Origin of the sequence: Microbacterium sp., from assembly GCF_047602155.1 — a bacterium.
Taxonomy (GTDB): domain Bacteria; phylum Actinomycetota; class Actinomycetes; order Actinomycetales; family Microbacteriaceae; genus Microbacterium.
The window spans coordinates 221,432-233,362 of record NZ_JASGHZ010000001.1; the positions used below are offsets into that span (position 1 = coordinate 221,432).

At 68.3% G+C, this 11,931-nt stretch carries 12 protein-coding genes and 1 tRNA gene; 2 read left to right on the top strand and 11 right to left on the bottom strand.

The features are described 5' to 3' along the window. Window positions 1-27: 27 nt before the first annotated feature. The 8 genes from QM720_RS01035 to QM720_RS01070 all read right to left on the bottom strand — a co-directional run bounded on the left by QM720_RS01035 (window position 28) and on the right by QM720_RS01070 (window position 7,877). On the bottom strand, window positions 28-1,344 hold the full coding sequence (locus tag QM720_RS01035) for an ABC transporter substrate-binding protein (protein WP_415124230.1): 1,317 nt from the start codon (window positions 1,342-1,344) through the stop codon (window positions 28-30). 119 nt (window positions 1,345-1,463) lie between these two features. Then, the gene (locus tag QM720_RS01040; protein WP_415124232.1) at window positions 1,464-2,504 is read right to left on the bottom strand and encodes a LacI family DNA-binding transcriptional regulator; all 1,041 of its coding nucleotides are present in this window, start codon (window positions 2,502-2,504) and stop codon (window positions 1,464-1,466) included. Between the two features lie 410 nt (window positions 2,505-2,914). Next, on the bottom strand, window positions 2,915-3,412 hold the full coding sequence (locus QM720_RS01045; RefSeq protein WP_415124234.1) for a hypothetical protein: 498 nt from the start codon (window positions 3,410-3,412) through the stop codon (window positions 2,915-2,917). Then, the gene (locus tag QM720_RS01050; RefSeq protein ID WP_415124236.1) at window positions 3,409-4,191 is read right to left on the bottom strand and encodes a hypothetical protein; all 783 of its coding nucleotides are present in this window, start codon (window positions 4,189-4,191) and stop codon (window positions 3,409-3,411) included. Before QM720_RS01050 ends, QM720_RS01045 begins: the two co-directional genes overlap by 4 nt. Further along, window positions 4,143-5,660, bottom strand: coding sequence for an FHA domain-containing protein (locus QM720_RS01055; protein ID WP_415124238.1), 1,518 nt, complete (start codon window positions 5,658-5,660; stop codon window positions 4,143-4,145). Before QM720_RS01055 ends, QM720_RS01050 begins: the two co-directional genes overlap by 49 nt. After that, the gene (locus QM720_RS01060; protein WP_415124240.1) at window positions 5,651-6,148 is read right to left on the bottom strand and encodes a hypothetical protein; all 498 of its coding nucleotides are present in this window, start codon (window positions 6,146-6,148) and stop codon (window positions 5,651-5,653) included. Before QM720_RS01060 ends, QM720_RS01055 begins: the two co-directional genes overlap by 10 nt. Window positions 6,149-6,804: 656 nt before the next feature. Next, window positions 6,805-6,877: transfer RNA gene (locus tag QM720_RS01065), tRNA-Thr, on the bottom strand. A gap of 40 nt (window positions 6,878-6,917) precedes the next feature. Further along, window positions 6,918-7,877 carry a DsbA family protein gene (locus tag QM720_RS01070; protein ID WP_415124242.1) on the bottom strand — a complete coding sequence of 320 codons (960 nt, stop codon included), beginning with the start codon at window positions 7,875-7,877 and terminating at the stop codon, window positions 6,918-6,920. Window positions 7,878-8,183: 306 nt separating this feature from the next. Here QM720_RS01070 and QM720_RS01075 point away from each other — a divergent pair, with 306 nt between their 5' ends. Together QM720_RS01075 and QM720_RS01080 are read left to right on the top strand one after the other, a co-directional pair. After that, window positions 8,184-9,290 carry an ABC transporter ATP-binding protein gene (locus QM720_RS01075; RefSeq protein ID WP_415124244.1) on the top strand — a complete coding sequence of 369 codons (1,107 nt, stop codon included), beginning with the start codon at window positions 8,184-8,186 and terminating at the stop codon, window positions 9,288-9,290. 70 nt (window positions 9,291-9,360) lie between these two features. Next, window positions 9,361-10,671 (top strand): DUF4032 domain-containing protein, encoded by a 1,311-nt coding sequence (locus tag QM720_RS01080; protein WP_415124246.1) that lies wholly within the window; start codon window positions 9,361-9,363, stop codon window positions 10,669-10,671. A gap of 3 nt (window positions 10,672-10,674) precedes the next feature. Here QM720_RS01080 and QM720_RS01085 read toward each other — a convergent pair whose 3' ends face one another. The 3 genes from QM720_RS01085 to QM720_RS01095 all read right to left on the bottom strand — a co-directional run bounded on the left by QM720_RS01085 (window position 10,675) and on the right by QM720_RS01095 (window position 11,903). Continuing rightward, window positions 10,675-11,316, bottom strand: a complete 642-nt coding sequence (locus tag QM720_RS01085; protein WP_415124248.1) for an NAD(P)-dependent oxidoreductase — start codon at window positions 11,314-11,316, stop codon at window positions 10,675-10,677. A 67-nt stretch (window positions 11,317-11,383) separates the two neighbouring features. Then, a complete protein-coding gene (locus tag QM720_RS01090; RefSeq protein WP_415127761.1) occupies window positions 11,384-11,743 on the bottom strand; it encodes a type II toxin-antitoxin system PemK/MazF family toxin in 360 nt (119 codons plus the stop codon). After that, window positions 11,706-11,903 (bottom strand): hypothetical protein, encoded by a 198-nt coding sequence (locus QM720_RS01095; RefSeq protein WP_415124250.1) that lies wholly within the window; start codon window positions 11,901-11,903, stop codon window positions 11,706-11,708. Before QM720_RS01095 ends, QM720_RS01090 begins: the two co-directional genes overlap by 38 nt. Window positions 11,904-11,931: the final 28 nt, after the last annotated feature.

The following is an 11,931-nucleotide window of genomic DNA, read 5'->3' on the forward strand; positions in this document are numbered from 1 at the left end:
AGCCCGGCCGCGTGACGCGGCCGTGCATCACTCGCTGGGCCAGCTGGCGTCGATCGCCTGGAAGGCCTGCTCCATCGTCTCCTGACCGGCGAACCAGCTGGTCAGGTGCGTCCACTCGGTGCCTGCGCCGACCTCACCAGGCATCTGGTCGGAGGCGTCGAACCCGAACAGCTCCGACTCGGAGAGCATCCCGGAGAACTTCTTCTGCAGTTCGGAGCTGTAGTAAGACGTGTCGAAGTCGTTGTGCGGCGAGATGAAGATGGCCTGGTCCGCATAGCCACGCGTGCCGAACTCGGAGCCCACCAGGTATTCGACGACCTCCTTGGTCGCGTCGCTGTTGGTGAAGGCCGCGACGAGGTCGCCGCCACCGAGCATGGCCGAGTCCGTGCCCTCGGGCGACGGCAGCTGGAACGCGTCGACGTTCGTGAAGTCGGCGTCGGCGATCTCCGCCTTGATGTCATCGGGGAAGAAGTCCGCGATGAACGACCCCTGACGCATCATGAAGCACTGTCCGTTGTCCTTGCCCTCGACGAACAGCTGGTTGCCGGCGGTCTGGAACGACGTCGTCGCCGCGGCGGGTCCGCCTCCGTTGACGTGCCCGTCGGTGAGGAGCATGTCCGCAACCTTGTCACCGGCTTCGTTCACGAGATCGCTGTCGAACTTCGTCTCTCCCGCGATCCACGACTTGTAGCCGTCCAGGCCGCCGTAGCGCAGGACGTACTCCTCCAGCCAGTCGGTCGCCGGCCAGCCGGTGGCCCCGCCGGACTCGAGGCCGACGCACCAGGGGTAGCCCAGGCCGTCGGAGACGATCTTGTCCTCCAGCGCGGTCAGTTCGGCATCCGTCGTGGGCACCGTGAGGCCCGCGGCGGCGAACGCGGCGGGGTTGTACCAGACCAGGGACTTGACGTTCACCGAGTAGGGCAGACCGTAGGTCTTGCCGTCCTGCTTCACGATGTCACCGAGACCGGTCGCCTCGTCCGCGATGATCGTGTCGACGTCGATCCCGAGGTCTTCCAGCGAGTAGAGGCTCTGCGTCTGGTTGAGCAGCACGCCGGGCTGGGGGTAGATGGCGATGTCCGGGGGGTTGCCCGCGGTGGCCCGCGCGACGACCGCTGTCGAGAAGTCGGTGCTTCCGTCGTAGGTGACCGCGATCCCGCTCTCCTTCGACCAGGCGTCGAGCTCTGCCTGAAAGGCCTCGGCCTGAGCGTCGGTGAACGCGCCCATGATCGTGACGGTTGCGTCGCCGGTGGCGTCACCGCCGCTCGTGCCGCCGGCGCAGCCGGCCATACCGACCGCGACCGCGGCGATCGCGCCGAATCCCACGATCTTCCTGTGAAGCGTCATTACTTCGTCCTTTCGATTCTGGAAGGTGTCCAAAACGTTTTTCCAGGTCCACGGTATGCCACTCGGACACCCGACGTCATCGCATCCGCATTACAAGTCGATAACAACACCCGCGGGCGTCAGGCGCCCCGTGCCGGCCCGACGGACCCGCGGACCACCAGACGCCCCGGCATCCGCGTGACGCCCGACGGGCGATCGGCGCCATCGTTCACGATGGCCAGCGCCGTCTCGACCGCCCACCGGCCCATCTCATAGTGCGGCAGGGCGATCGTCGTCAACCCGGGCAGCAGCTCGGCAGAGACCGGTTCGAAATCGTCGACGCCCACGACGGAGATGTCGTTCGGGATGCCGAGCCCGAGCGCCTGCGTCGCCTGATACACCCCCATCGCCATCTGGTCGTTGAAACAGAAGACGGCTGTCGGAAGCTCCGCGCACGCACCGATCATCCGCGCGAAGGCCGCACGCCCCGCGAGGGCGCGGCCCTCACTGCCTCCTTCCACGATCAACGGCTGCAAGCCGGCCTCGAGCATGGCCTCTCGATACCCGAGCACCCGGCCGTCGCGCGCGACGCCGGAGGCGTCCACCGTGACGTGAGCGATCGCCCGGTGGCCGGCGGCGATCAGGGTCTGGGTCGCCAGGCGCGCGATCTGCGTCTCGTCCGGGACGACCGAGACGCGCGCATCGGACGGGTCGACCGAGTCGACGAGAACGGCGGGGATCCCGCTCAGCGCCTCCGACACGGTGCTCTCCCGGTGCGACACGTGCGCCAGGACGACCGCATCCACCTGCTGGGCGCGCAGCGCGGAGATCTGCGCGGCCTCGATCGTGTCGTCGTTGTTGGAGTTGACGAGGACGAGCAACTGCCCGTGTGCGGTCGCCGCATCCTGCGCACCGAGGATGACCCGGCCCGCGTAGGGCGTCGTGGCGATGTCGTCGGAGACGAACCCCACGATGTTCGATCGCCGCCCGCGCAGAGCGCTGGCCGCCCGGTTCGGCACGTAGCCGAGGCGCGCGGCGACCCCTTTGACGTGAACCATCGTCTTCTCCGCCAGATGGCCGCGTCCGCTGAACGCGTGCGAGACGGTCGTGATGGAGACCCCCGCTTCACGCGCCACGTCGGCGATGCCGACGCGCGAGCGCGGGTCCGATGCGGATGCCATCCTTGCTCCCGTCGCCTCGCAAAACGATTTGTGGGTTCAACTTAGCGCTATCCGACCCGCGCGAGCCTCCGAGAGCCCGCCCCTGGCGACGATGCCCGAAAGATCACTCATGCCGCTGCGGGCAACGCGCGCCCGGACGAACGATCTGCCGCGGGAAATCGTCTCGGCTTCCTGCCTGCCTATTGACCGCCACAGCCGCGCTCAGTCGGCCCCCGGCCCCAGCGCGTTCACCCACACCCAGCACCGGCGCTCCGTCTCGCCGACGCGGAACCGGATGCCGACGGCATGGGATGTCCGCCGGCACGCCCCCGCACCGACGAGCACGGGCTTCGGGCTGGGTCGAGCGTGAGTGCGTACCGGTCGAGCTGCAACTCGATGGCGGAGAGGGTCTGCAGAGGCCCGACATTCCACTAGAACCGGCCGAGTGGGCTCTCATCATCGGGAAGATGGAAACACGGTGAGAACGACGACGCCTCAAGACTTACCGGATGATCGGCATAGGCATCCGCAAGAATGAAGACGCCGTCGGGGCTTCTGATCGCGAACCTGGGATTGCCGGCCGCGCTGGTTTCACGCTCGATGGTCCAGCCGTCCGCGTTCGCGTCGGTGAAACCTTGAATGGCGGCGTCGAGGTCGGCCCCTTCGGTCAGGTAGACCGTGATGCCTCCGGCCCAGTTGTAGTTGCGTTCCCCTTCGCAACTGAGCAACGACCCGGTGGGAGACTGATCGATGGAGGCCACCAGCTCCGCCGGCACCCGACGCGCCACCTCGAGCTCCACCGCCTGCGTCATGGCCTTCGCCTCCATGATCGTCACATCCGCCACCTCCGGCTTATCCGCCGCACACCCCACCAGAGCCACCGCCAGCACGCCGCCGACGACGACTCTGACAACTCGCAGCCAGGTCATTTCAGCGTGTCTCTCACATCTCGAAGCACCCGTGCGTTCTCAGGGTCGTCACTGGCGATGAGGTTGTGGTTGTCGAGGGCGTGGGTCGAGCCAAGGAACTCTGCCGGAGGCGTCACGCTCACACCCCCAGCGTACGGGGCCGTGCTGGTCGGAAGGAGAAGCCGGTAGTCCCCGTCACGGGCGTACTGGTGCTGAACGAAGTCGGCACTGGCACCAGGGTTATTTCCCTCCCACACCACGCCCGACTGCTGCGCCATGCTGAGAGCATCACGGTACGAGAAGTGGGAATAGACGGTCCCCTCGTGCTTCACCCAACCTTCCGGCATCCCCGCCCCGGCAAGGGAGACGACGTTCGCGTAATCAGAACCCGCCACTTCCGCGGACGTGATCGCGGCGAGCCCCCAGGAATGACCGATGCCGTTGAACTCGGCACTGGTGGAGGTTCCGACCGCGGTGCGGAGTTCTCGGTCGAACGCCGCGATCTGCTGACCCTTGCCGAGAGTGAAGGTCTCGTCGTTGGCCTCCAGGATACGAGTGAGATCCTGCCCACCGTCGGAGGGATTCTCGCCCGGGAACGCCCCCACCTTCCACACGAACGTCACCACGCCCGGGTCAGTGTTCAGCCACTGCCCGACCTGCTGCACTCCGCTGTTGTAGAAGCTGAACACGCTGGTGTAGGTACCCGGGACGTAGGTGTTGATGGCGGTGGTGTCTGGGCCGGGGGTGCCGATCATCTCGATGATGCTGTCCGTGGTGTGGTCGTACAGGTAGAGCTGCACCTTCCCGTCGACCGCTTTCTGCAGATACCCGCGTTCGGCGATGAGCTTGGCGATCTCCGCGTCGAACGTGCCGGCCTCGTAACCGTAGGCGGGGGTGGAGAACCCACCGGATGTGGGAATGCTGCGCAGTTCAGCCAGGCGCGCGTCGATCTCGGCGATACGAGTGGCGGCGTTGAGCCGGTTCGCTGCGGCCCGGGCGACCGGCGAGACCCCGCCGAGGGAGCCGACTGAAGCATCAGGGCACGGGCAAGATCCGGCGCGAACATGTCCCGGCCCGCAACCCCGACCGCTCCGGCATCCGCGAGCCGCTCAACGACGGGCACGTCATCGATCGTCGAGAACTCCCCCACCAGGGCGTTCAGACGCTCCCACTCGTCACCGCCGTCGAGCTGGCGACCGGGCAGCTGAACGCGAGTGCGGCTGTCCAACGTGCCCGTGCCGAGCCGCAACGCCAGGAACGACGCGTGCTCGGGCAGCCGCGTCCACAGCAGCGGGCTGCGGGACCGGATCGCCCCCACGACCTCCGCTACGGCGGGCGCCTCATCCAGCCGCCCCTTCCGCTCCGAATCCCTCCGCCCCACCAGATCCGCACGCAACCCCGCCAAACCGGTGCGGAAGCGCTCGGCTTCGTCCCGACGCTGACGACGATGCCGCACCCGTTGATCGATCCACGACCCCAGCATCATCACCGGGCTGAGCGCGACGAACAGCAGCATCAGTGGGTTCCGCGTCAACGCGAACAGCGCCACACCGGCCACCACCGGGGCAGCCAGCGCGATCCACGGCAGCCGCGGCTTCTCCCCCGCACGAGGCAGAGCCGGCGCCGGCAGCACCTCGCCGACCCACTGCGCCGACACTCGCGGCGAACGCGTGAAGTCACGGTCGGCGCCCTCAACGACATCCCCGTCAGCAACCGGCTCGATGCGCACCACCGTGTCCCCCACCCGGATGAGGGAACGACCCGTCACGATCACCCGGTCGACGGCGACACCATCCACCTCAACGCCGTTGACCGAGTTCAGATCGGTCACCACCGTCTGCGCACCCACATGCACGCTCGCGTGACGACGCGACACGAGACCGTCCGACAGCACCACATGCGCCGCCACGTCACGACCGATGAAACTCAGCCCCGGCCCCAACGGAACACGCATCCCCGCATCGGGGCCAGACATGACCTCGACGACAGCCCGACGCCTGGGCAGAGGAACATCCCGTGGCCTGAACTCGGCCAACTCCACGACCGCGCCCGAACGCAGTCCCGAATCATGCAACGGCAGCAGCGGATTGAGGAGCCGAGCCGCGTGCTCCCCCGCCACCCGAGCCTTCAACGTCAACGACGCACGCGCCCGACTGCGTCCACCGAAACCCGCAAGCCGCGCGGCGACATCCCCCACCGACGCCGACGACTCACACGTGACAATGACATCCCGCGGCGAAACGCCTCCCAGCGTCAGCTTCAATCGCACGTCGGCGACTCCTCCCCGTCAAGTGCTCCGGCGCGTTCCAAGCTACCCCGTCGCCTCGTTGACCCCGCCGCTTGCTGCCGACCCTGCCGGATGCGCACGCTTCGCAAGCGGCCGGGTCGTGCGCAACCGGCGGGGTCAATGGCGCACAGCCGGGCCGTCGGGCGTAGGAGGTCGTGGGGCTCCGTCGCATTGACGAGCGGAGTCGGCGTCGACGGGTCGAGGCCGCGCAACTCGACGTTGCCACCGTGGCCATTCGCTGCGTACGTGCCCCACCTCTGGAGGATGTTCTGCGCGCCATCAGCCTTGCCGACGTCGTGTCGGCCGTCACGCGTGTCGGTGATCAGGGAGATGCCGACGACCGACGACAACACCGTCCGCCAGGACGCGTAGCGATGCTCACGCATCACCGCCTGCAGCTGCGCGTAGTCCAGGATCAGCCCGTCGAACCCGGGGAAGGGCTCGGGCTTCGCGTCAGCGACCTCCACCACCGGGTATGCCGCAGCCGTTGCCCGTACAGCCACCACGATCGCGGGGCACGCCATCCGATCACAAGCCGGTTCCGCAGCTCGGCCATGTGACCGGTCATCACCAGATCGAACCGGCGCACCACGCCGTCGTTCGAGGACTCACCGTGGTTCTCTACGACGCCCCAGAGGCGAGCCCGACCGCCACCCTCGGGAATCATGACCACCCAGAACCGAGGCGGTGACGCCGGGAAGACGCGACCCGCGGCCGACTACTGGCGGGTGGAGAGAAGGATCTCGTCGTCTGTCGAGTCCGCGCGGATGCCCTCCAGCGGGCTCCCCGCAGGCTCCGCCCGGTAGGCATGCCGGATGACCAGCACGTCACTGTGTGCGAGAGCTTCGGAGCCGAAGTATCACACCGAGATCGAGAGGCATGAACTGAGGCTACCCGGCACGCTCCGAGCGCCTGCGCCCCCGTCTGAAGCACCTGCGGCAGCCGTTGGTTGCGCCTCCTCGGCCCTGACGTCGCGTCGATGAACGGCATCCTCCGCATTCGCTTTGAGGTGCGGGGTGTTCGTCGAAACCCCGGATGCGCATCGAGACCCGCGACGCCGGCGTGGGTCTCGATGCGCTGACGCGGTCTCGGCGGCCGCGGGGCGCGGTCGGCGGGCGGAAGACGGTGCCGGCTACAGGACTTGAACCTGCAACCCCCGTATTACAAGTACGGTGCGCTACCAATTGCGCCAAGCCGGCAGAGCGTCCAGTCTACCGACGCAGACCGCGAGCGCCCCGCCTACGGCGTCGGCGTCTCGGACGGGGTCGCGGTCGGCGTGGGGACCGCGGTCTGCGACTTGTAGAACACGCCGCTGGCGCTGGTCAGCACGAACTGCGAGAACTCGGCGGGGTCGGTCATCACGCCCACGTACTGCTCACCGTTCACGATGATCATCGGGGTGCCGGTCAACGACAGGTCGTCGGTACCCGGGATGCCGGTGATCGCCCGCTCGGTGGCCGCCTTGACCCACCCGGAGAAGGCCTCGGTCTCGATGCACTCGCGCAGCTTCTTGGGGTCGTCGCTGCCGGCGGCGATGGCCATGTCGGCGAGTTCCTTGTCGGAGAACCCGTCGGAGTCGACCGCGGGCTGGCGGGTGAGCAGATCGTTGCTGAACGCGAAGAACGAAGCCTGCGAGTAGGTCGCGACGCATGCCGCGGCGCTCGCGGCGCGCAGCGAATATTTCGTGCCGTTGGACTTCGCCGTCAGCATCGACACCGGGTGGTAGGTGAGGGTGACGGCTCCGTCTTCGACCCATGACGACAACTGCGCCGCATTGGCCAGCTGCCACTCGCGCGCGCCGGGCGACAGGTAGTCGACATAGACGTGGATCTCCACCGCGGGAGCCTCCGTGGGTGTCGCGGTCGCCTCGCCCTGCGGCGCGGCATCCTCGGTCGGAACCGGCGTCGCATCGGTGCCGTCGATCGCACCCGCGACCTGTCCCGGCGCGACCGCCGTCACGAGGAAGCCGTCGTTGCTGGCTCCTGCCGGCTGCAGCTGCGGTCGGCTCGCGGTCGAGACGACCGTCCAGGCGACGACGATGCCCACGACGGCGACGGCCGCGACGACGCCGGAGATCAGCGCGGTGCGGCGCACCAGCCGCGCGCGCGACTGCTGAGCGTGAACCTGCTGCGCCTTCTCGCGCACCGCTTCGCGGCGGTCGCGCGGCACGGGCGCATTCGGGGTGTCGTCCTCGGACATAGAACCTCTGGGAAAGCAGCGGATGCGCCCACGGGTCGGGGTGCAACGGGTGTCGCGGGTGATGGAGCGCGACGGTGACGATGCTAGCCAGGCAGTCTGGGAAATGCCCCGGACGCCGCCGGCCCTTCCCGTGTCGAGACCACCTGGCACGGATCGGCCAGAAATCTCCCCCGATCCTCATATACATCGCCCAGGGCGGCGTGCCACAATGGCACTGCGCCCACCTCGGGCGTGCGGGCCAAGCCCCCGCTCATTCCATCACTACGGATCGTCCGGCACGTACCTGCCGGTGAAGGAGAAGAAAACATGGCGTCCGTCACGTTTGACAACGCAACCCGCCTCTACCCGGGCGGAACCCGCGCCGCGGTCGACAAGATCAACCTCGAGGTCGCCGACGGCGAGTTCCTGGTTCTCGTCGGCCCCTCCGGTTGCGGAAAGTCCACCACGCTGCGCATGCTGGCCGGCCTCGAAGAGGTCAACTCGGGCCGCATCCTCATCGGCGACCGCGACGTCACCGACGTCCCGCCGAAAGACCGCGACATCGCGATGGTGTTCCAGAACTACGCGCTCTACCCGCACATGACCGTGGCCGAGAACATGGGCTTCGCCCTGAAGATCGCCGGCGTCGGCAAGGAAGAGCGCGCCCAGCGCGTGCTGGAGGCGGCCAAGCTCCTCGACCTCGAGGAGTACCTGACCCGCAAGCCGAAGGCGCTCTCGGGCGGCCAGCGTCAGCGTGTCGCGATGGGCCGCGCGATCGTGCGCCAGCCGCAGGTGTTCCTCATGGACGAGCCGCTGTCGAACCTCGACGCGAAGCTGCGCGTGCAGACCCGTACGCAGATCGCCTCGCTGCAGCGCCGCCTCGGCGTCACCACGGTCTACGTCACGCACGACCAGACCGAAGCGCTCACGATGGGCGACCGCATCGCCGTGCTCAAGGACGGCCTGCTGCAGCAGGTCGGCACCCCGCGCGACCTGTACGAGAAGCCGGAGAACGTCTTCGTGGCCGGCTTCATCGGCTCGCCCGCGATGAACTTGTTCCCGGTGCCCCTCGTCGAGGGCGGCGTGCAGTTCGGCACCGCCGTCGTCGGAATCGATTCCGAGACGATGGGCAAGGCCAACGGCACCGAGGTGACCGCCGGCATCCGTCCCGAAGACATCGTCGTCAACCCCACCGACGGCAAGGGTCTGTCGGTCGCGGTCGACCTGGTCGAGGAGCTCGGCGCCGACGGCTACCTGTACGGCCACACCGAGGTCGGCGGCAAGCGCACCGACATCGTCGCCCGCGTCGACGGCCGCAAGCACCCCAACGCGGGTGAGACGGTCGTGCTGGCCCCGGTGCCGCACCACGTGCACGTCTTCGACATCGAGTCGGGCGAGCGCCTGACCGACAAGGCGATCGCCGCCTCGGCCTGATCGATTCGCAACGGCGCGGGTGGGCTCAGGCCCCCGCGCCGTTGTCTTTCCCCGACACGGAACTCAAGAGATGGACTCCCTGACGATCACGGCCACCGGCGTCGACGCCGGGCTGCTGGCTCTGCCCTGGTCGACCCCTCTCGACGAGTGGAGCAAAGACACGATCGTCTCGCTGCCGAAGGGTCTGTCGCGGCACCTCGTGCGCTTCGCCGACCTGTCGGGAAAGGTCGTGGCGGTCAAGGAGACGACGGCCGCGATGGCCCGCCGCGAGTACGAGATGCTCGGATCTCTCGCGCGCCTGGACGTCCCCTGCGTCGAACGCGTCGCGGTCGTCGACGGCCGGCACACGCCGAAGGGCGAACCGCTGCCGGCGGCCCTCGTCACGGCGCACCTGAAGTTCTCGCTCCCCTACCGCGCCCTGTTCACCCAGACGCTGCGCCCCGACACGGCCGGCCGCCTCGTCGACGCCCTCGCGGTCCTCCTCGTGCGCCTGCACAAGGTGGGCTTCTTCTGGGGCGACGTGTCGCTGTCGAACACCCTGTTCCGACGGGATGCCGGAGCCTTCGCCGCGTACCTCGTCGACGCCGAGACGGGCGAGCTGCACGAGTCGGGCCTGACCCCCGGGCAGCGCGCCCACGACCTCGACGTCGCCCGCACCAACATCGCCGGCGAGATCATGGATCTCGAGGCCGGCGGGCGGCTGGAGGGAGGGATGGATGCCGTGGCCATCGCCGACGGCATCGTCTCGTCGTACCACTCGCTGTGGGCGGCGCTGACCGACCAGGAGAGCTTCGCCGCGAGCGAGGCGTGGCACATCACCGAACGCGTGCAGCGGTTGAACGAGCTGGGCTTCGACATCGGCGAGATGTCGATCCAGACCACGCCCGACGGCACGAGCGTGTCGATCCAGCCCAAGGTCGTCGACGCCGGGCACCACCAGCGGCGCCTGCTGCGGCTGACCGGCCTCGACGTGGAAGAGAACCAGGCACGACGCCTGCTCAACGACCTCGACGAGTTCCGCGCGCGCATCTCACGCCTCGGCACCGACGAGGAGATGGTCGCCCACGAGTGGCTCACCCGCGTGTTCGAGCCGGTCGTGAAGGCCATCCCGTTCGACCTGCGCACCAAGCTCGAGCCCGCCGAGGTGTTCCATCAGGTGCTCGAGCACCGCTGGTACCTGTCGCAGGCCCAGGGCCGCAATGTGCCCCTCGCCGAGGTGCTCGCGTCGTACATCGACAACGAGCTGCGTCACCGCCGCGACGAGGCCACCCTCATGGGGCCGCCGACGGGGACGCTGGAGACGACGGCGCTGCCCATCATCGAGAACGACGAGGATGCCGAGACCGACACCGGCAGCATCGACTGGCGCGACCTCGTGTGAGGGTCAGTACCCCACGGTGAAGCGCTCGCGGCGGTGCTTCGGGTTCTCGATCTCGTCGACGACGGCGACGGCGAAGTCGGCGCCGGAGATGAACGAGTTGCCCTCGGCATCCTCCACCACGACGTCGCCGCCGTCGCGGTACGAACCGGTGCGCTGGCCGGGCTCCCACGCGCCGAACACCTTGGGCGGGTGCACGAGGAACCAGTCCAGCCCGGCATCCGAGGCCTGCAGCAGCTCCAGGCCGTCGATGCCGACCTGCGCCTCGTGGCGGTACTGCTCGGGCACGCCGAGATCCCACAGGCGGGGGCCGCCGGGGGCGGACAGGCTCCCCATCGCACCCCCGACGACGCCGAGGCGCGTGCCGGTGCCGGTGAGCCGGTCGGCCAGGCCCTGCAGCGCCTCGATGGCGCGGTCGGTCATGTCGCCGCGCGGCGAAATCGCCGAGACGACGGCGTCGGCACCGGCGAGCGCGTCGGCGAGCGCATCGAGATCGAGCGCCGACCCCTCGACGTAGGCGACACCCTCGACGGGCGCCTCCGGAGCCTTGCGCGAGACGGCGACGACCTCGTGGCCGCGCGCGGCGGCCTCCGCGACGATGTTGCCTCCGGCGTAGCCGGTGCCTCCGATGACGACGATGCGAGCCATGGGTGTTCCTTTCACAGTGGTGCGGTTTCGTCTATCTGCAACGCTGGTCGGCGGCATCCATTCCCCGTCAGGCGTCGATGATGAGTGCGACGGTGTCTCTGATCTGCCGAAGCGCAACGGGGCCGACATTGCCGAGCCGCGTGCGCACTCGTGTCGCAGCCACCGAGCGAATGTGCTGGCACTGTGCCGCGGAAACCGCATCCAAGCCGTTGTGGAGATCGGGCTCGATGGTCACTTCGGTAGCGCTGTCGCGCAGCGTGCGGGTCAGCGGAACCACCTGTATGACATTGGGTCGGCCACGAAGGATCAACTCGGCGGTGATGACCACGGCCGGCCGCTCGAGACCGGCTTCAGACCCGGCAGGTACCCCGAGATCGATCCGGACGATGTCACCCGGCGTCACCGTCGAGCCACTCGATCTCATCATCACGCAGAGGAGTCGACAGGTCTCGGGCGAGCACTTCCTGTTCGAGCAAGCGCGTCGCTCGCGCGGTCGTCTGCAGGAGAGTCTCACCGCGCCTCAGCGCCAGGTCGTTCAACGCGTCACGCGTGGAGCGCGTCACACGGATGGTGGTCGTATCGCTCATGATCGCCAGCATAGCCCGATGTAGATCA

Bases quoted from the DNA above. Each gene is read 5' to 3' on its own strand.
- QM720_RS01035 (WP_415124230.1), bottom strand. From the start codon at position 1,344: ATGACGCTTCACAGGAAGATCGTGGGATTCGGCGCGATCGCCGCGGTC.
- QM720_RS01040 (WP_415124232.1), bottom strand. From the start codon at position 2,504: ATGGCATCCGCATCGGACCCGCGCTCGCGCGTCGGCATCGCCGACGTG.
- QM720_RS01045 (WP_415124234.1), bottom strand. From the start codon at position 3,412: ATGACCTGGCTGCGAGTTGTCAGAGTCGTCGTCGGCGGCGTGCTGGCG.
- QM720_RS01070 (WP_415124242.1), bottom strand. From the start codon at position 7,877: ATGTCCGAGGACGACACCCCGAATGCGCCCGTGCCGCGCGACCGCCGC.
- QM720_RS01075 (WP_415124244.1), top strand. From the start codon at position 8,184: ATGGCGTCCGTCACGTTTGACAACGCAACCCGCCTCTACCCGGGCGGA.
- QM720_RS01080 (WP_415124246.1), top strand. From the start codon at position 9,361: ATGGACTCCCTGACGATCACGGCCACCGGCGTCGACGCCGGGCTGCTG.
- QM720_RS01085 (WP_415124248.1), bottom strand. From the start codon at position 11,316: ATGGCTCGCATCGTCGTCATCGGAGGCACCGGCTACGCCGGAGGCAAC.
- QM720_RS01090 (WP_415127761.1), bottom strand. From the start codon at position 11,743: ATGATGAGATCGAGTGGCTCGACGGTGACGCCGGGTGACATCGTCCGG.
- QM720_RS01095 (WP_415124250.1), bottom strand. From the start codon at position 11,903: ATGAGCGATACGACCACCATCCGTGTGACGCGCTCCACGCGTGACGCG.